Source organism: Pseudomonas sp. TH32 (assembly GCF_016650855.1).
Lineage (GTDB): Bacteria > Pseudomonadota > Gammaproteobacteria > Pseudomonadales > Pseudomonadaceae > Aquipseudomonas.
The window spans coordinates 730,527-749,015 of the sequence record NZ_JAEKFA010000002.1; the positions used below are offsets into that span (position 1 = coordinate 730,527).

At 62.3% G+C, this 18,489-nt stretch carries 14 protein-coding genes; 12 read left to right on the forward strand and 2 right to left on the reverse strand.

Features of this window, described 5'->3' with window-relative positions; all coding sequences use genetic code 11:
* Positions 1 to 2 precede the first annotated feature (2 nt).
* Both JFV30_RS07115 and JFV30_RS07120 read right to left on the reverse strand, forming a co-directional pair.
* On the reverse strand, positions 3 to 3,281 hold the full coding sequence (locus JFV30_RS07115) for an EAL domain-containing protein (RefSeq protein WP_201122710.1): 3,279 nt from the start codon (positions 3,279 to 3,281) through the stop codon (positions 3 to 5).
* Between the two features lie 63 nt (positions 3,282 to 3,344).
* Positions 3,345 to 4,235 carry a LysR family transcriptional regulator gene (locus JFV30_RS07120; protein ID WP_003212656.1) on the reverse strand — a complete coding sequence of 297 codons (891 nt, stop codon included), beginning with the start codon at positions 4,233 to 4,235 and terminating at the stop codon, positions 3,345 to 3,347.
* Between the two features lie 145 nt (positions 4,236 to 4,380).
* On the opposite strand from JFV30_RS07120, the gene leuC reads away from it, so the two are divergent.
* The 12 genes from leuC (at position 4,381) to JFV30_RS07180 (ending at position 18,375) form a co-directional block, all read left to right on the forward strand.
* Positions 4,381 to 5,799, forward strand: coding sequence for a 3-isopropylmalate dehydratase large subunit (gene leuC / locus JFV30_RS07125; RefSeq protein ID WP_201122712.1), 1,419 nt, complete (start codon positions 4,381 to 4,383; stop codon positions 5,797 to 5,799).
* Between the two features lie 10 nt (positions 5,800 to 5,809).
* Entirely contained in the window at positions 5,810 to 6,454 is a 645-nt protein-coding gene (gene leuD, locus JFV30_RS07130) for a 3-isopropylmalate dehydratase small subunit (RefSeq protein WP_010175750.1), read from the forward strand.
* A gap of 134 nt (positions 6,455 to 6,588) precedes the next feature.
* Positions 6,589 to 7,353 (forward strand): class I SAM-dependent methyltransferase, encoded by a 765-nt coding sequence (locus tag JFV30_RS07135; RefSeq protein ID WP_201122715.1) that lies wholly within the window; start codon positions 6,589 to 6,591, stop codon positions 7,351 to 7,353.
* A 53-nt stretch (positions 7,354 to 7,406) separates the two neighbouring features.
* A complete protein-coding gene (gene leuB, locus JFV30_RS07140; RefSeq protein WP_201122717.1) occupies positions 7,407 to 8,489 on the forward strand; it encodes a 3-isopropylmalate dehydrogenase in 1,083 nt (360 codons plus the stop codon).
* A 64-nt stretch (positions 8,490 to 8,553) separates the two neighbouring features.
* Positions 8,554 to 9,666 (forward strand): aspartate-semialdehyde dehydrogenase, encoded by a 1,113-nt coding sequence (gene asd / locus JFV30_RS07145; RefSeq protein WP_010175747.1) that lies wholly within the window; start codon positions 8,554 to 8,556, stop codon positions 9,664 to 9,666.
* 185 nt (positions 9,667 to 9,851) lie between these two features.
* Complete coding sequence (locus tag JFV30_RS07150; RefSeq protein WP_201122719.1) at positions 9,852 to 10,862, forward strand: aspartate-semialdehyde dehydrogenase; 1,011 nt, start codon at positions 9,852 to 9,854, stop codon at positions 10,860 to 10,862.
* A gap of 160 nt (positions 10,863 to 11,022) precedes the next feature.
* The gene (locus tag JFV30_RS07155) at positions 11,023 to 13,584 is read left to right on the forward strand and encodes a FimV family protein (RefSeq protein ID WP_201122721.1); all 2,562 of its coding nucleotides are present in this window, start codon (positions 11,023 to 11,025) and stop codon (positions 13,582 to 13,584) included.
* Between the two features lie 156 nt (positions 13,585 to 13,740).
* Complete coding sequence (truA, locus tag JFV30_RS07160) at positions 13,741 to 14,565, forward strand: tRNA pseudouridine(38-40) synthase TruA (RefSeq protein ID WP_201126139.1); 825 nt, start codon at positions 13,741 to 13,743, stop codon at positions 14,563 to 14,565.
* A 63-nt stretch (positions 14,566 to 14,628) separates the two neighbouring features.
* Complete coding sequence (locus JFV30_RS07165) at positions 14,629 to 15,261, forward strand: phosphoribosylanthranilate isomerase (RefSeq protein ID WP_201122723.1); 633 nt, start codon at positions 14,629 to 14,631, stop codon at positions 15,259 to 15,261.
* A 243-nt stretch (positions 15,262 to 15,504) separates the two neighbouring features.
* A complete protein-coding gene (gene accD, locus JFV30_RS07170) occupies positions 15,505 to 16,425 on the forward strand; it encodes an acetyl-CoA carboxylase, carboxyltransferase subunit beta (protein ID WP_010175741.1) in 921 nt (306 codons plus the stop codon).
* Positions 16,422 to 17,729: a bifunctional tetrahydrofolate synthase/dihydrofolate synthase gene (folC, locus tag JFV30_RS07175; RefSeq protein ID WP_201122725.1), complete on the forward strand. Its 1,308-nt coding sequence runs from the start codon at positions 16,422 to 16,424 to the stop codon at positions 17,727 to 17,729. The genes accD and folC overlap by 4 nt, the downstream gene beginning before the upstream one ends.
* A complete protein-coding gene (locus JFV30_RS07180; RefSeq protein WP_010175738.1) occupies positions 17,713 to 18,375 on the forward strand; it encodes an SPOR domain-containing protein in 663 nt (220 codons plus the stop codon). Before folC ends, JFV30_RS07180 begins: the two co-directional genes overlap by 17 nt.
* The last annotated feature ends 114 nt before the right edge of the window (positions 18,376 to 18,489 follow it).

Sequence of the window (18,489 nt, forward strand, 5' to 3'; positions counted from 1 at the left end):
CACTACAGCAAGAGCTGTCGAAACCCCTCGGCGGGCACTGGCCGACTGTGCAGATACCCTTGGTATAGATGGCAACCCAACCCCTGCAGAAACGCCAGTTGCTCAGGGGTTTCCACGCCCTCGGCAATCACCTCCAGGTTCAGGCTGCGAGCCATGGCCACAATGGCACGGATGATTTCTGCGTCGTTGGGGTCATGGGTCGCATCGCGCACGAACGACTGGTCGATCTTCAGCGCGTCCACTGGCAGGCGCTTGAGGTACGTCAGTGATGAATAGCCGGTGCCAAAGTCATCCATCGCAAAACTCACACCGAGTTTCTTCAGGCGGCGCATTTTGCTGATGGTGTCGTCCAGGTTCTGGATCACGATGCCTTCGGTGATTTCCAGTTTCAGCAGTGTAAAGGGCAGGTGGTGAGTACGCAGGCTGCGTTCCACCCGTTCGACAAAGTCGTTCTGGCGAAACTGCCGTGGGCTGATGTTGACGCACAGGCTGAAGTTCAACGGGTCCACCAGGCCCTCGGCGATCAGCCGGGCGAACGTCCCGCAGGCCTCGTCGAGGATCCAGGTGCCTACTTCCAGAATCAGCCCGCTGTCTTCCAGCACCTTGATGAATTCCGTCGGCGATTGCGCGCCCAGTTGCGGGTGCTGCCAGCGCACCAGGGCTTCAGCGCCGACGATCCGGTTGCCCCGGGCATCCACCTGTGGCTGGTAGTGCACGCTGAATTCACCGCGAGACAAGGCCAGGCGCAGGTCGGTTTCCATGCGCAGCCGCTCGCTGGCGGTTTTCTGCATGCTGTTGTGGAACATCTGGGTGGTGTTGCGCCCGGAATCCTTGGCCCGGTACAGGGCGATGTCGGCGCGCTTGAGCAAATCCGCCGGGGTGGAACCGTGATCGGGAATCAGTGCCACGCCAATGCTCGGGGTGACCTGCAGCCGGTGGCCGTCGAGAAACATCGGTTCGGATAACAGTTCGCGCAGGGTATCGGCCAGCTCCTGGACCTGAGCGCTGACTTGCTGGCGCGTACCTTCCAGGCCGCTGAGCAGCACCACAAACTCATCGCCACCCAGGCGGGCCACGGTGTCTTCCATGCGCACGCTGGCTTCGAGGCGCGCGGTGACGATCTTCAGCACCGTGTCGCCCACCGGGTGGCCGAGGGAATCATTGATGTGCTTGAAGTGGTCCAGGTCGAGAAACAGCAGGGCGCCCCGCAGGTTGTGGCGCTTGAGCAGGGCGATCTGCTGGCTCAGGCGGTCCATCAGCAAGGCTCGGTTGGGCAGGTTGGTCAGCGGGTCGTGATAGGCCAGGTGGCGAATCTGCGCCTGGGCATTTTTCAGCAGGCTCACGTCCCGGGCGGTCAGCAGCAGGCACGGGGTTTCATTGAGGGTGATGGGTTCCACCGACACTTCAACCGCCAGCACGTCGCCGCGCTTGTTGTGCCAGAGCATTTCCAGGTGATGAATGCGGCCCTTGATCTGCAGCTCGGCCAGCAGCGCGGCACGCTGGTTTTCATCGGCCCAGATACCTATCTGGTACAGCGTCAGGCCAATCGCCTCTTCGGCGCGGTAGCCGGTCAGGCGGCAGAAGCCGTCATTCACTTCCACGTAGCGCCCGGTATCGCGCTCGGTGATCGACACCGCGTCGGGGCTGGAGTGAAAGGCCTTGGCGAATTTCTCTTCGCTGGCCTTGAGCGCCGCTTCCGAGCGTTGCTGCTGGGTGATGTCCCGCAGGGTGGTGACAATGCAGGGCTGGTCGCCGACCTGAATCAGACGGCTGGAAATCACGCACGTCAGCGTCTGGCCGTTTTTGTGATGGACAATGATTGCCACGTTGCTCAGGGCCTGTTCGCGAATCACCTGCTCGATGCGTTGCAGGCGCTGGCTGGACTCGTCCCACAGGCCGATCTGTTCGGCGTTGTTGTTGATCACCTCGGCGGCAGTCCAGCCGAAGGTCTGGGTGAAGGCCGGGTTGATCTCGATAAACTGCCCGGTTTCCAGGCGCGTGACGCAAATCGGGTCGGGGCTGGCGAGGAACAGGCTGGCAAATTTTTCTTCCGAGGCGATCAGGCGTTGCTCGCGTTCAACCTGGTCGGTGATGTCCAGCAGGGTCCCGGCCATGCGCAGTGGCACGCCCAGGTCATCGCGATAGAGGCGGGCGCGGCTCTCCAGGTAGCGGGAGCTGCCATCTTCCAGTTGCACGCGATAGGTCAGTTGGTAGTTGCCCGCCGGGCCTTCCCGCAGGGTGCGGTAGGCGTTGCGCATGTTCTCGCGCTCTTCGTCGGGCATGCCTTCAAAAAAGGCGTCGAAGGATTCGTGGAACGGTTGGGGTTCCAGGCCGTGTAATTGGGCGGCGCGGGCCGAGCCGTAGAGCATGCCGCTGGGAATGTGCCAGTCCCAGGTGCCCAGCTGTGCCGAGTCCAGGGCCAGGTCGAGGCGTTCCTGGCTGTCCTTGAGGGCTTGCTCGGCATTCTTGCGTTCGGTGGTGTCGAGGAAGGTACTGATCAGATAGTCCTCGCCGTCCAGCTCGACTTTCTGGGCGCTGAGGGTGCCGTCGTGGATTTGCCCGTTGCTGGCGCGAAACTGCACCTCCATGGTGATGGGGGTGCCTTTGCGCTGGGTGGCCTTGATCAGCAGCGCGCGTTGCTCGGGGTGCACCCAGAGGCCCAGGTCGAGGGTGCTGCGGCCGATGGCATCGGCCAGCGGCCAGCCGAACAGGCTTTCGAAGTACTGGTTGGCTTCGCTGATCAGGCCGTCGGCCTGGCGGGTCAGCAGCACCATCAGCGGGCACAGGTGAAACAGCGTGGCGAAGCGCTTTTCCGAATGGCTGAGGGCGTGCTCACGCTCGCGCTGCTGGGTGATCTCGCGGATCACTCCGATCATCCGGCGGCGACCGGTCTTTTCCGGCTGCAGGCTACCGTTGATTTCCAGCCAGTGCAGGCTGCCATCCGGCCATTGGATGCGGTGATGCATGGCCTGGGCGAACGGTTCGCCCGCCAGCACCGCGTGAAACGCCCGCACCACTTTGGCCCGGTCTTCGGCGGGCAGCAGGTCGAGGTATTCCAGGTCCTTGGGCAGCGGCTGGCGGGGATCGAAGCCAAACAACGCCTGGGTACCCCGGGACCAGCTTATCCGGCCGGTATCGATGTCCCAGCTCCAGGCGCCCAGCCGGGCAGCGTTGAGCGCCGCCAGCAGTTGCGGCGCGCTGTCCCAGCTTTGCTCCGCCTCCTGTGGGTCCAGGGCGTAGATGCGGGGCAGGGGTGGCACGGTATCGACGGGGTTGCGCATTATCAAAGGGCCTTGGCTCATTGGGCGTTCGGCGCGGGTTCACGGTCTACGGGCCACGGCGATTCAAGCCTGATTCCCTGGCAGATCGACCTGTGCATCCAATAGGCTCATGAAAGCCCGCGCAGCGTTCGACAGCGTCCTTTCGGTGTGCACGATATAGCCTAGCTGGCGACTGAGCTGTATGCCCGGCAAAGCGATGCGTGCCACTTGATCATCGAGCATGGTGCGCGGCAACACGCTCCACGCCAGGCCAATGGAGACCATCATCTTGATGGTTTCCAGGTAGTTGGTGCTCATGGCGATGTTCGGCGTCAGGCCCTGGGCCTCGAACAACCGCTGCACGATATGGTGGGTAAAGGTGTTGCCACCGGGAAACACCGCCGGGTGCCGGGCGATGTCCGCCAGGCTGACGCTGCCATTGCTGATCAGGCTGTGTTCCGGTGCCACCACGAAATCCAGCGGGTCGTCCCACACCGGTGTCGCACGCACCAGGGTGTGCGGCTCCGGGGCCAGGGTGATCACCGCCACTTCGGCGCGGCCATGGAGGATTTCTTCGTAGGCCACTTCCGAATCGAGAAACTGAATATCCAGGGCCACGTTCGGGTATTCCCGGGTAAACGTGCGCAGCACCGGCGGCAGGCGATGCAGGCCAATGTGATGGCTGGTGGCCAGAGTGAGGCGCCCACTGACCTCGCCGGTGAGGTTGGTCAGGGCGCGGCGGGTGTCGTCCAGCACGTTGAGAATCTGATAGGCCCGGGGCAATAACGCGCGGCCGGCCTCGGTGAGGCCGACTTCACGCCCCAGCCGGTCGAACAGTCGCACCTTTAATTGCTGCTCTAAACCGGCGATGCGCTTGCTGATGGCCGGTTGGGTCAGGTGCAGGCGTTCACCGGCGCCGGAGAAGCTGCCGGTCTCGGCGATGGCGATAAAGGCATTGAGGTTGGCCAGGTCCATTGTCGTATTCCAGTTGGTAATCCAAAGCATAAAAAATATGAATTTGAGTTATTTAATGTAGCGCCATACCATCAGCCTCACAAGCCAAAGGGTTATTGAATCGTTCAAGGCCCGGGGCATAGAAACACCTGATGAGGACCGAGTGATGGCCGGCAAAACGCTTTACGACAAGCTTTGGGATTCCCATGAAGTGAAACGGCGCGATGATGGGTCGTCGCTGATCTACATCGACCGTCACATCATCCATGAAGTGACCTCGCCCCAAGCGTTCGAAGGCCTGCGACTGGCCGGGCGCAAGCCTTGGCGCGTCGACTCGATCATCGCCACCCCGGACCACAACGTGCCGACCACGCCTGAGCGTAAAGGCGGGATCGACGCCATCGTCGACACCGTGTCGCGCCTCCAGGTGCAGACCCTCGATGATTACTGCGACGAATATGGCATCACCGAATTCAAGATGAATGACGTGCGTCAAGGGATCGTCCACGTGATCGGCCCGGAGCAGGGCGCCACGTTGCCCGGCATGACCGTGGTCTGCGGCGACTCCCACACCTCCACCCACGGCGCGTTTGGTGCCCTGGCTCACGGTATTGGTACGTCCGAGGTGGAGCACGTCTTCGCCACCCAGTGCCTCGTCGCCAAGAAAATGAAGAACATGCTGGTGTCGGTCGAGGGTGAATTGCCTTTCGGCGTCACTGCCAAAGACATCGTGCTCGCCGTGATCGGCAAGATCGGCACCGCCGGCGGTAACGGCCATGCCATCGAATTCGCCGGCAGCGCGATTCGCGACCTGTCCATCGAAGGCCGCATGACCATCTGCAACATGTCCATCGAAGCCGGTGCCCGTGTGGGCATGGTGGCGGCGGACGAAAAGACCATTGCCTACGTCAAGGGCCGTCCTTTCGCACCCACCGGTGCCGATTGGGACGCGGCGGTTGAAGCCTGGAAAGACCTGGTCTCCGACGCCGATGCGGTGTTTGACACCGTGGTTGAACTCGACGCGACCCAGATCAAGCCGCAAGTCAGCTGGGGCACCTCGCCGGAAATGGTGTTGGCCGTTGATCAACACGTGCCGGACCCGGCCGAGGAAACCGGCCTGGTCAAGCGTGGCTCCATCGAGCGTGCCTTGAAGTACATGGGCCTGAAAGCCAACCAGGCGATCACCGACATTCAGTTGGACCGTGTATTCATCGGCTCCTGCACCAACTCGCGGATCGAAGACTTGCGCGCTGCGGCGGTGATCGCCAAGGGCCGCAAGGTTGCTTCGACCATCAAGCAGGCGATCGTGGTGCCAGGTTCGGGTCTGGTCAAAGCCCAGGCCGAGGCTGAAGGCCTGGACAAGATCTTCCTCGAAGCCGGTTTTGAATGGCGCGAGCCGGGCTGCTCGATGTGCCTGGCGATGAACCCGGACCGTTTGGAATCGGGCGAGCATTGCGCGTCTACCTCCAACCGTAACTTCGAAGGGCGTCAGGGCGCCGGTGGCCGTACCCACCTCGTTAGCCCGGCCATGGCCGCCGCCGCTGCCGTCAACGGTCGTTTCATCGACGTTCGCGAATTGATCTGAGGAGTACCCGATGAGAGCTTTTACCCAACACACCGGTTTAGTCGCGCCATTGGACCGTGCCAACGTGGACACCGACCAGATCATTCCGAAGCAGTTCTTGAAGTCGATCAAGCGCACCGGTTTCGGCCCGAACCTGTTCGACGAGTGGCGCTACCTGGACGTGGGCTACGCCTACCAGGACAACTCCAAGCGCCCGTTGAACAAGGACTTTGTACTCAACGCCGAGCGTTACCAGGGCGCCAGTGTGTTGCTGGCCCGGGAAAACTTCGGTTGCGGCTCCAGCCGTGAGCACGCGCCGTGGGCCCTGGAAGAATATGGCTTTCGCAGTATCATCGCGCCGAGCTACGCCGACATCTTCTTCAACAACAGCTTCAAGAACGGCTTGCTGCCGATCATCTTGAGCGATGCCGAAGTGGATGAGTTGTTCCAGCAAGTGGAAGCCGATGTGGGCTACCAGTTGACCATCGACCTGGCGGCGCAGACCGTGACCCGTCCGGACGGCAAGGTGTACCACTTTGAAGTGGACGCCTTCCGCAAGCACTGCCTGATCAATGGCCTGGACGACATCGGCCTGACCTTGCAGGACGGCGATGCGATTGCAGCATTTGAAACAAAGCACCGAGCGAGCCAGCCGTGGTTGTTTCGCGACGCTTGATTTGAGGTAGGCCGTGCGGGCCCATCGCGGGCAAGCCCGCTCCCACTTTTTGATCGTGAACTCGGTCAACTGTAGGAGCTGGCTTGCCTGCGATAGCGCCCGTACAAACACCCCAAAACCCAAGGAAAATCACCATGACCAGCACCGTCCACACCCAAGTCGTGCAAAAGCAATTCGGCGAACAGGCCTCGGCCTACCTGAGCAGCGCCGTTCACGCTCAAGGCACCGAGTTCGCGCTGCTCCAGGCCGAACTGGCCGGGCAGGGCGCTGCGCGACTGCTGGACCTGGGGTGCGGCGCCGGTCATGTGAGCTTCAACGTGGCACCACTGGTTAAAGAAGTGGTGGCCTACGACCTGTCCCAGCAAATGCTCGATGTGGTCGCCGCGGCTGCCGTGGACCGTGGGCTGGACAACATTCGCACCGTGCACGGCGCCGCCGAGCGCCTGCCGTTTGCCGACGGTGAATTCGACTTCGTGTTCAGCCGCTACTCGGCCCACCACTGGAGCGACCTTGGCCTGGCCCTGCGTGAAGTGCGCCGCGTGCTCAAGCCGGGCGGCGTGGCAGCGTTTATTGACGTCTTGTCACCGGGCAGCCCGCTGTTGGACACTTACCTGCAAACCGTCGAAGTGCTGCGCGACACCAGCCACGTGCGCGATTATTCCGCCGGCGAGTGGATGCACCAGCTCAGCGAAGCCGGTTTGCATGTGCGCAACAGCAGCCGCCAGCGCCTGCGCCTGGAATACACCTCGTGGGTTGAGCGCATGCGCACGCCAGAGGTCTTGCGTGCTGCGATCCTGGCGCTGCAAAAGGCGATGGGCCAGGAAGTGCGGGACTATTTCGAGATTCAAGCCGACGGCACCTTCAGCACCGACGTGCTGGTGGTGTGGGCCGAACGCTGATTAATTTTTCCCGACCTGCCTACGGGCGGGTCGCTTGATGAAATGAGGAACGCATGAGCAAGCAGATTCTGATTCTCCCTGGCGACGGCATTGGTCCGGAAATCATGGCCGAAGCGGTCAAGGTCCTGGAAGTGGCCAATACCAAGTACAGCCTGGGCTTCGAGTTGAGCCACGACGTGATCGGCGGCGCGGCCATCGACAAGCACGGCGTGCCCCTGGCCGACGAAACCCTGGACCGTGCCCGCGCGGCCGACGCCGTGCTGCTGGGCGCCGTGGGTGGCCCGAAATGGGACAAGATCGAACGTGACATCCGCCCTGAGCGCGGCTTGCTGAAAATCCGTGCGCAACTGGGCCTGTTCGGCAACCTGCGCCCGGCGATTCTCTACCCGCAACTGGCCGATGCTTCCAGCCTGAAGCCGGAAATCGTGTCCGGCCTGGACATCCTGATCGTTCGCGAACTGACCGGCGGTATCTACTTCGGCTCGCCACGGGGCGTGCGCGAGTTGGAGAATGGTGAGCGCCAGGCCTACGACACCCTGCCGTACAGCGAGAGTGAAATCCGCCGTATCGCCCGTGTCGGTTTCGACATGGCCCGCGTGCGTGGCAAGAAAGTCTGCTCGGTGGACAAGGCCAACGTATTGGCGTCCAGCCAGCTGTGGCGTGAAATTGTCGAGGAAGTCGCCAAGGACTACCCGGACGTTGAGCTGAGCCACATGTACGTCGACAACGCCGCCATGCAGCTGGTGCGTGCACCGAAGCAGTTCGACGTGATCGTCACCGACAACCTGTTCGGCGACATCCTGTCCGACCAGGCGTCGATGCTCACCGGTTCCATCGGCATGCTGCCGTCGGCGTCCCTGGATGCCAACAACAAGGGCATGTACGAGCCGTGCCACGGTTCGGCGCCGGATATCGCGGGGCAGGGCATTGCCAACCCGTTGGCGACCATTTTGTCGGTGTCGATGATGCTGCGTTACAGCTTCAACCTGACTGACGCCGCGGATGCCATCGAGAAGGCCGTGAGCCTGGTGCTGGACCAAGGCCTGCGCACCGGCGACATCTGGTCCCAGGGTTGCACCAAGGTCGGTACGCAAGAAATGGGCGACGCAGTAGTCGCCGCGCTGCGGAATCTGTAATCTCTCGGGCCCGCTTGCAGATGTTGCTGCAAGGCGGCCCACTTTTGAACAAGGTGTAGTTGCGATGAAACGTGTAGGTCTGATCGGTTGGCGCGGTATGGTCGGTTCCGTGCTCATGCAGCGGATGCTGGAAGAGCAGGATTTCGATCTTATTGAGCCGGTGTTTTTCACCACTTCCAATGTGGGTGGTCAAGGGCCGTCTGTGGGCAAGGACATTGCGCCGCTCAAGGATGCCTACAACATTGAAGAACTGAAGACCCTCGACGTCATTCTGACCTGCCAGGGCGGCGACTACACCAGCGAAGTCTTCCCCAAGCTGCGTGAAGCCGGCTGGCAGGGTTACTGGATCGACGCCGCTTCCAGCCTGCGCATGCAGGATGACGCGGTGATCGTGCTGGACCCGGTGAACCGCAAGGTGATCGACCAGCAGCTGGACGCGGGCACCAAGAACTACATCGGTGGCAACTGCACCGTCAGCCTGATGCTGATGGGCCTGGGCGGCTTGTTCGAGGCCGGCCTGGTGGAATGGATGAGTGCCATGACCTATCAGGCGGCCTCCGGTGCCGGCGCGCAGAACATGCGTGAACTGATCAAGCAAATGGGCGCGACCCACGCCGCTGTTGCCGATCAACTGGCTGACCCTGCCAGCGCGATCCTCGACATCGACCGCCGTGTGGCCGAAGCCATGCGCAGTGAAGCCTACCCGACCGAGAACTTCGGTGTGCCATTGGCCGGTAGCCTGATCCCTTGGATCGACAAGGAGCTGCCTAACGGCCAGAGCCGTGAAGAGTGGAAGGCCCAGGCCGAGACCAACAAGATTCTTGGTCGCTTCAAGAGCCCGATCCCGGTGGACGGCATCTGCGTGCGCATCGGCGCCATGCGCTGCCACAGCCAGGCGCTGACCATCAAGCTGAACAAAGACGTGCCGATCGCCGATATCGAAGGGCTGATCAGCCAGCACAACCCTTGGGTCAAGCTGGTGCCGAACAACCGCGATATCAGCATCCAGGAACTGAGCCCGAACAAGGTGACCGGTACCCTGAATGTGCCGGTTGGCCGTCTGCGCAAGCTGAACATGGGGACTCAGTACCTCGGCGCGTTCACCGTCGGCGACCAACTGCTGTGGGGCGCGGCTGAGCCGTTGCGCCGCATGCTGCGGATCTTGCTGGAGCGGTAATCGCTGCCTGCATTAAAAAACCCCGCGTTCTGGTGACAGGCGCGGGTTTTTTATTGCGCTTCCGGGCCTCATCGCGGGCAAGCCCGCGATGGGGCCATCCGCCACACCACAAGCCCCATCTCAATTGCCTCACCCCCAGCCACCCGGTAAAGTGCCGCTCCCCCGCAATGCCCGAGGCAGCCCCCATGACCCAGACCTTTGATATTGCCGTGATTGGCGCCACCGGCACCGTTGGCGAAACCCTGGTGCAAATCCTCGAAGAGCAGGACTTCCCGGTGGGCAACCTGCACCTGCTGGCCAGCAGCGAATCGGCTGGGCATTCGGTGCCGTTTCGCGGCAAAAACGTGCGGGTGCGGGAAGTCGACGAATTTGATTTCAGCAAAGTCCAACTGGTGTTCTTCGCTGCCGGCCCTGCGGTCACCCTGAGTTTCGCGCCGCGCGCCACCGCCGCCGGCTGTACCCTGATCGACTTGTCTGGCGCCTTGCCGGCCGATCAGGCGCCGCACGTGGTCCCGGAAGCCAACGCCCAAGTGCTGGATGGCCTGAAAAAACCGTATCAAGTCAGCAGCCCAAGCCCGTCCGCCACCGCCCTGGCCGTGGTGCTCGCGCCGCTGCGCGGCTTGCTGGATATCCAGCGCGTCAATGTCACCGCCAACCTGGCCGTTTCCGCCCAGGGCCGTGAAGCCGTCAGTGAACTCGCCCGCCAGACCGCCGAACTGTTGAACGTACGTCCGCTGGAGCCGAAGTTCTTCGACCGGCAGATGGCTTTCAACCTGCTGGCCCAGGTCGGCAAGCCTGACGCCCAAGGCCACACCGCGCTGGAAAAGCGCCTGGTGCACGAATTGCGCGCCGTGCTGGAAATGCCTTTGCTAAAGATTTCCGTCACTTGCGTTCAAGCCCCGGTGTTTTTTGGCGATAGCCTGACTGTGTCCCTGCAATTGGGTGCAGCGGTGGACCTCGCTGCCGTCAACCTGGCCCTGGACTCGGCAACGGGTGTCGAGTTGGTTGAAGAGGGCGATTACCCTACTGCTGTTGGCGATGCGGTCGGTCAGGACGTGGTCTATGTGGGCCGGGTGCGCGCCGGTGTCGATGATCCGGCGGAACTAAATTTGTGGCTGACGTCAGATAACGTACGCAAAGGGGCCGCACTGAACGCCGTACAGCTGGCGCAGTTGTTGATAAAAGGCCTTGTGTAAAAGATACTTGGCGGCAATTTGTAGATTGATTCTAGCCAAGCGCTATGCTTGGCCCCAAGCTGGAAAAATTGCGCGTCGGTGACCTATCGGCTCGCCATGCCTAATGGCAGCGGTTACCCACCTTCTCGCAGGCCGGGGAGTGTTCAAAAAGGATGAGGCTATGGTTCAAGTTCGCAAACTGGTGTTAGCAATAGCGGCCGCCTCGGCGCTGTCCTCCGGTATGGCGCAAGCACTGCAACTTGGGGAGATGACCCTCAAGTCGAAGCTGAACCAGCCGCTGTCGGTGGAAATCGAGTTGCTCGACGTCGGTGGCCTGACCGCCTCCGAGATCACCCCCAGCCTGGCGTCGTCCCAGGCCTTCGTGGATGCGGGCGTCGATCGCCAGGCGTTCCTGAACGACCTGACCTTCACCCCGGTGGTCAACCCCAACGGCCGCAGCGTGGTGCGTGTCACCTCCAGCAAGCCGCTGCCTGATTCCTATGTGCGTTTCCTGCTGCAAGTGCAATGGCCCAACGGCCGGCTGATGCGCGACTACAGCGTGTTGCTCGACCCGGCCAAGTTCGACCAGTCGACCCCGGCAGCCGGTGCGCCCGCAGCGGCGCCCGCGCCACGCCTGAACTCGCCGGCCACCGCGCCGACAATCAGCAAAGCCAAGGAACACACCACGACTTCCCGCGATACATTGTGGGAAATCGCCGCGAAGAACCGCAATGGCGCCTCGGTGCAGCAAACCATGCTGGCCATTCAGGCGCTGAACCCTGACGCCTTTATCGATGGCAACATCAACCGGATGAAAACCGGCCAGGTCCTGCGCCTGCCGGATTCGGGCCAGAGCACCAGCCTGCCGCAGCCCCAGGCGATTGCAGAAGTGACGGCGCAAAACGCTGCGTGGCGCGAAGGTCGTCGCGGTGGCAATCAGCTCGCCGGCAAGGCGCAACTGGACGCCACCAAGCGTACACAGGCGGGTAATGCACCGTCCCAGGCCAATACCAAGGACAACTTGAGCCTGGTCTCGGCCGAAGCGGCCAAGAAGGGCGTAAAAGGCGGCGCAGGTGACAGCCGTGCCTTGAACAACAAGCTGGCGGTGACCCAGGAAAGCCTGGATTCGACCCGTCGCGAAAATGAAGAACTGAAAAGCCGTATGGCTGACCTGCAGAGTCAGTTGGACAAGCTGCAGCGGCTGATCGAGCTCAAGAACAATCAGCTGGCCAAGTTGCAGGCCCCGGGTGGCGCTGCGGCGCAGCCTGCTGCTCCGGCTCCAATGCCGGCCGAGCTGGCTGCACAACCGGCCGCGCCGGCGGCTGCCGCAACGCCGGTGGCTGCGCCGGTCGAGACGCCGGTCAAGGCTGACGCGGCACCGGCCACCACCGAAGGCAAATTCAACGACCTGCTGACCAACCCGATCGTGCTCGGCGTGATCGGCGGCGCGGCAGGTTTGCTGGTGCTGTTGCTTCTGCTGCTGTGGGCCCGTCATCGCAACGCGCGCCTTGAAGAAGAAAAACACCTGCGCATGGCGCGGGCACTGGCTGAAGATCCGGAGTTTGCACCGAACATCGATCATGATTTGCCATCCGACAGTTTCGAAGGCCTTGATGTACCGCCGCCGAACGTCAAGCTGGCGCCAGCTCCAGCGGCAGTCGTTGCACCGGTGGTGGCTCCAGTCGTTGCGCCGGTTGTCGCCCCGGTTGCTGCCGAGCGTCCAGCCGACGCCCTGGCACAAGCCCAGTCGCACATCGATCGTGGTCACCTGAACCAGGCCGCTGAAGTGCTGGAAGAGGCGATCAAGCAAGAGCCTGCCCGCAGCGACCTGCGCCTTAAACTGATGGAAGTGCACGGTTTGCAGGGTAACAAGGACGGGTTTGTCACCCAGGAGCGCCAACTGGTCGCCAACGGCGACAATCACGCCCAGGTTGAACAGCTGAAAAGCCGCTTCCCGGCCATGGCTGTGCTCGCGGCGGGTGTCAGCGCTGCTGTTGCCGCTGCGGCCCTCGACGCCCAGTACGTCAAGGACCTGCTCAAGGACGAGCCCGCGCCGCCTGCACCCGCGCCGGAACCTGCGCCGGAACTGGACGCGTTTGACACCGATTTCGACCTGAGCCTGGACGACCTGGAAGCCGCTTCGCCGGCCGTGGTCAACCCGCAATCGGACGACCTGAGCTTTGAGTCCGTGCTGCAGCAGCAGACCGAGGCCAAGGCCAGCGAAGAAGACCTCTCGGACTTCGACCTGGACCTGCAACTCGATCCGCCATCGTCGACCCAGTCCGACGACGACTTCCTCTCCGGCCTTGAAGGCCAGATGAAGGACCTGCCGCCGGTAGAACCGCCGACCCTGACACCGACCGACCTGGACGACCTCGACCTGCCGGAAGACTTCGACCTGTCCCTGGCCGACGAGCCCGAAGCGCCTGCAGCGGCCAAGCCGGACGCGTTCGCCTCGGAGCTTGACGACGTCAACGCCGAGCTGGATCGCCTGTCGCAAAGCCTGGAACATCCGCCGATCGAACCGTCCTTTACCGCCGAAGACGCGGCGCTGGGTGGCGACGAGCCGGAATTCGACTTCCTCTCCGGCACCGACGAAGTGGCGACCAAGCTCGACCTGGCCCAGGCCTACATCGACATGGGCGACGCCGACGGCGCGCGGGATATCCTGGCCGAAGTGTTGAATGAAGGCGATGACGGCCAGAAAGGCGAAGCCAAGGAAATGCTCAGCCGGCTGGCTTGATACATCCGGCGAACACCACGGCAGCCTTCGGGCTGCCGTTTTGTTTTCCGGGCACCAAACTCATGGCGTCCCCGGCGTGCGGCCTTATAATGGCCGCCTTTGCGCAACTCATCAGGCTCTCAGTTCTTGGCAAATATAGATAACGCGGCCGCCGAAATGGCGGCCGCAGGCTTTTTCAGAATCGCCCTGGGCGTGGAATACAAAGGCTCGCGCTATCGTGGCTGGCAACGCCAGGCCTCCGGCGTGCCGACGGTGCAGGAAACCCTGGAGAAGGCCCTGTCGAAAGTCGCCGACTCGCCGGTCTCGCTGATGTGTGCCGGGCGTACCGACGCCGGTGTACACGCTTGCGGGCAAGTGGTGCACTTTGACACCCAGGCCGAGCGCACGATGAAGGCGTGGGTCATGGGCGCCAATATCAACTTGCCCCACGACGTCAGCGTCAGTTGGGCCAAGGTGATGCCGGCGCACTTTCATGCGCGCTTCAAGGCCATCGCCCGGCGTTATCGCTATGTGATCTACAACGATCAGATCCGCCCGGCGCACCTCAACGAAGAAATCACCTGGAACCACCGCCCGCTGGACGCCGATCGAATGGCTGAGGCGGCCCAGCATCTGGTGGGCATCCACGATTTCAGCGCGTTTCGTGCTGGCCAGTGCCAGGCCAAGTCGCCGATCAAAGAGGTTCATCACCTGCGGGTGACCCGCCACGGCAAGATGATTGTCCTGGATATCCGTGCCGGCGCCTTCCTGCACCATATGGTGCGCAATATCGCCGGGGTACTGATGACCATCGGTACCGGCGAGCGTCCGGTGGAGTGGGCCAGGGAAGTGCTGGAAAGCCGTGTTCGTCGCACCGGCGGCGTCACGGCGCATCCGTTCGGCCTGTACCTGGTGGATGTGGAGTACCGCGACGAGTTCGAATTGCCGCAGCGGTTCATCGGGCCACACTTCCTCACAGGTTTCAGCGAACTTGGCGGCTGACGCCCTCAAAAGCATTTGTTACCATCCGGGACTTTCCCGGACACGCCCTGAGGTTTCATCGACATGTCTGCCGTTCGCAGCAAGATTTGCGGGATTACCCGCATAGAAGACGCGTTGGCGGCGGTCGAGGCGGGGGCCGATGCCATCGGTTTCGTGTTTTATGCCAAAAGCCCGCGGGCGGTGAATGTGTTGCAGGCGCGGGCAATCATTGCCGCGCTGCCGCCGTTCGTGACCACCGTGGGGTTGTTCGTCAACGCCAGCCGCTGCGAACTCAATGAAACCCTCGATGCCGTGCAACTCGACATGCTGCAGTTCCATGGCGATGAAAGCCCTGACGAGTGCGAAAGCTATCAGCGCCCGTATATCAAGGCGCTGCGGGTCAAGGCCGGCGACGATATTGCTGGGGCGTGCGCTGCTTACACTGGCGCACGCGGGATTCTTCTCGACACCTACGTCGAAGGCGTTCCCGGCGGCACCGGCGAAGCGTTCGACTGGTCGTTGATTCCCGAAGGCTTGAGCAAGCCGATCATCCTGGCGGGAGGCCTGAACCCGGGCAACGTGGCAGGCGCCATCCGGCAGGTTCGGCCGTACGCGGTGGACGTCAGCGGCGGGGTGGAGCAGGGCAAGGGCATCAAGGATCACGCAAAGATTCGCGCATTCATGCAAGCCGTGCGCGACAGCAGCGGGACGATGTGACGGCTGGCAGTCTGCCGCCGTCCATAACTACCACTGTGTAAAACAGCCCGGCGCCGCCTGTGGGAGGCCCGGAAATGAAGTGGCAACCCTGCACGGCAGGTTGTCTGGAAGGCTGAGGGCGCAGGCAGGAAATGGCAGGTCGAACGTCTGACCCCGTCCAGCTTGTGTCATCGCCACATATGAATTTAGCTCAAGGGCATACGCGGGGCTGTGTTCAAGCCACCGGTACTGGAGAAAGAAAGCATGAGCAACTGGTTAGTAGACAAACTGATCCCCTCGATCATGCGTTCCGAGGTGAAGAAAAGCTCGGTTCCTGAAGGTCTTTGGCACAAGTGCCCTTCCTGCGACGCGGTGTTGTACCGCCCGGAGCTGGAAAAGACCCTGGACGTTTGCCCCAAGTGCAACCACCACATGCGTATCGGCGCCCGCGCCCGCATTGATATCTTCCTCGACGCCGATGGTCGCTCCGAACTGGGCGCTGACCTGGAGCCGGTCGACCGTCTGAAATTCCGCGACGGCAAGAAGTACAAGGACCGCCTGACCGCTGCCCAGAAGCAGACCGGTGAGAAGGACGCGCTGATCTCCGTCAGCGGCAAGCTGCTGGGCATGCCGGTAGTGGTTTCTGCCTTCGAATTCTCCTTCATGGGCGGCTCCATGGGCGCCATCGTCGGTGAGCGTTTTGTACGTGCCGCCAACTACGCCCTGGAAAATCGTTGCCCGATGATCTGCTTCGCAGCCTCCGGCGGCGCGCGGATGCAGGAAGCACTGATTTCCCTGATGCAAATGGCCAAGACCTCTGCGGTACTGGCGCGTCTGCGTGAAGAAGGCATTCCGTTCATCTCCGTGTTGACCGACCCGGTCTACGGCGGCGTGTCCGCCAGCCTGGCAATGCTGGGTGACGTGATCGTCGGTGAGCCAAAAGCCCTGATCGGTTTCGCCGGCCCGCGTGTTATCGAGCAAACCGTGCGCGAAAAACTGCCGGAAGGCTTCCAGCGCAGTGAGTTCCTGCTGGAGCACGGCGCGATCGACATGATCATCGCCCGTTCCGAACTGCGTCCGCGCCTGGGTAACCTGCTGGCACAAATGATGGGCCTGCCGACACCTGTGTACGTCGCGCCTAAAGTAGAACCGATTGTCGTGCCACCGGTGCCTGCAAACATATGACCCAACGTACCCTGGGCGAATGGCTCGCCTACCTTGAGCAGTTGCATCCGTCAGCCATCGACATGGGCCTGGAGCGCTCGCAACAGGTAGCGACCCGCCTCGGGTTGGGCAGGCCGGCACCGCGTGTGATCACGGTGACCGGCACCAACGGCAAGGGCTCTACCTGCGCCTTTGTCGCCGCCTTGCTGCAAGCCCAGGGCTTGAAGGTCGGCGTGTACAACTCGCCGCACCTGCTGCGCTACAACGAGCGGGTGCAACTCAATGGCGTCGAAGCCACTGACGAGCAACTCTGCGAAGCCTTCGCCGCACTCGATGCCGGGCGTGGCGAAATTTCCCTGACGTATTTCGAAATGGGCACCCTCGCGGCGTTCTGGCTGTTCGAGCGTGCGCAACTCGATGTGGTGGTGCTGGAAGTCGGCTTGGGCGGGCGTCTGGACACGGTCAATGTGGTGGATGCCGACGTGGCGCTGATCACCAGCATTGGTGTCGACCACGCCGACTACCTGGGTAACACCCGTGAATCCGTGGCCTATGAAAAGGCCGGGATCTTCCGTCAGGGCAAGCCTGCACTGTGCGGCGACCTCGATCCGCCGCATACCTTGCTGGACAAGGTGCGTGAGCTGGATTGTCCGTTCTTCCTGCGTGGGCGTGAGTTCAATCTCGAGATCGGCGACCAGCATTGGCAGTGGCGCGGGCTTGATGCGCGTGGCCAGACCGTTGAATTGCGTGACCTGCCGCTGCTGAACCTGCCGATGGAAAACGCCGCGCTCGCACTGCAAGCCTATCTGTTGCTGGATTTGCCCTGGCATGCCGAGCAGATTGCCGCTACGTTGCAGGCTACTCGGGTGGTGGGGCGTCTTGATCGACGAGCCTTCGACTGGAATGGCAAGCGCCTGAATCTACTGCTGGATGTGGGGCATAACCCTCATGCCGCTGAATACCTGGCCAAGCGCCTGGCGCGCACGCCACCCGCCGGTCGCCGACTGGCGGTGTTCGGCTTGTTGTCCGACAAGGACCTGGATGGCGTGGTTGCGCCGTTGCTGGGCAACGTTCAAGCCTGGGCAGTTGCGCCGCTGGATACACCGCGCAGTCGTCCTGCCGTCGAGTTGCAGGTGGCGTTACAGAACCTTGGTGCGTCGGTGACGTCCCATGCAAGCGTGACAGCCGCCCTGGAAGCCCAGTGCGCGATTGCGACGCCTGAGGATGAGATTCTGTTGTTCGGATCATTTTATTGTGTTGCCGAGGCACTCGAGTGGTTGGCCCGGCGCTCCACGGAGGAAGCTGCACATGGCATTACTGGATAGCGCATACAAGCAGCGAATGGTCGGAGCCCTGGTTCTGGTGGCGTTGGCGGTGATTTTTCTGCCGATGCTGTTTTCCCGTCAGGACGAGCAGCGCCAGGTGACCGTCGAAGCCCCGGCTGCGCCCCAGGCGCCGGCGGTGCCTCAGGTTCAGGTTGAGCCGGTGGTAGTTCCCGAGCCGCAAGCGCTGCCGGAAGAAGAGCCGGTACCGACCGACGATGAAGTCGCCGCACAGCAAGCGCCGTCGATGCCGGTTCAGCCGAGCGTACCGGTGGTCAAGCCTGCGCCTGCTGCTCCGGCGGTTGTGGCCAAGCCAGCAGCGCCGGCACCAGCACCAAAACCTGTGGCGCCGCAACCGGCGGCACCGGGCAAGCCGGACGTGGGGCAGAGCCGTATTGACCCGAATGGCTTGCCGATCAGTTGGTCTATCCAACTGGCCAGCCTGGCTAACCGTGAAAGTGCTGATGCGTTGCAGAAGAAGCTGCGCACCCAGGGTTACAACGCCTATATCCGCAGCGCCGACGGCAAGAACCGGGTCTTTATCGGACCGTTGATCGAGCGCGCCGAAGCCGATCGCCTGCGGGACTTGCTGGATCGCCAGCAGAACCTGAAGGGTTTTGTGGTTCGCTTCCAGCCCGAGCGCGGTTAAAACTGTAGGAGCCGGCTTGCCGGCGATGGCGTCCTTGAGGCCGCCATCGCCAGCAAGCCGGCTTCTGCATTTATCTGGCGCAACTCATTGATTTCAAATGCACTGCCAATCACA

Coding starts and splice junctions, on each gene's coding strand:
- accD (WP_010175741.1), top strand. CDS start 15,505: ATGAGCAACTGGTTAGTAGACAAACTGATCCCCTCGATCATGCGTTCC.
- JFV30_RS07150 (WP_201122719.1), top strand. CDS start 9,852: ATGACCCAGACCTTTGATATTGCCGTGATTGGCGCCACCGGCACCGTT.
- JFV30_RS07120 (WP_003212656.1), bottom strand. CDS start 4,235: ATGGACCTGGCCAACCTCAATGCCTTTATCGCCATCGCCGAGACCGGC.
- folC (WP_201122725.1), top strand. CDS start 16,422: ATGACCCAACGTACCCTGGGCGAATGGCTCGCCTACCTTGAGCAGTTG.
- JFV30_RS07180 (WP_010175738.1), top strand. CDS start 17,713: ATGGCATTACTGGATAGCGCATACAAGCAGCGAATGGTCGGAGCCCTG.
- leuD (WP_010175750.1), top strand. CDS start 5,810: ATGAGAGCTTTTACCCAACACACCGGTTTAGTCGCGCCATTGGACCGT.
- leuC (WP_201122712.1), top strand. CDS start 4,381: ATGGCCGGCAAAACGCTTTACGACAAGCTTTGGGATTCCCATGAAGTG.
- asd (WP_010175747.1), top strand. CDS start 8,554: ATGAAACGTGTAGGTCTGATCGGTTGGCGCGGTATGGTCGGTTCCGTG.
- JFV30_RS07165 (WP_201122723.1), top strand. CDS start 14,629: ATGTCTGCCGTTCGCAGCAAGATTTGCGGGATTACCCGCATAGAAGAC.
- JFV30_RS07135 (WP_201122715.1), top strand. CDS start 6,589: ATGACCAGCACCGTCCACACCCAAGTCGTGCAAAAGCAATTCGGCGAA.
- leuB (WP_201122717.1), top strand. CDS start 7,407: ATGAGCAAGCAGATTCTGATTCTCCCTGGCGACGGCATTGGTCCGGAA.
- JFV30_RS07155 (WP_201122721.1), top strand. CDS start 11,023: ATGGTTCAAGTTCGCAAACTGGTGTTAGCAATAGCGGCCGCCTCGGCG.
- truA (WP_201126139.1), top strand. CDS start 13,741: ATGGCGGCCGCAGGCTTTTTCAGAATCGCCCTGGGCGTGGAATACAAA.
- JFV30_RS07115 (WP_201122710.1), bottom strand. CDS start 3,281: ATGCGCAACCCCGTCGATACCGTGCCACCCCTGCCCCGCATCTACGCC.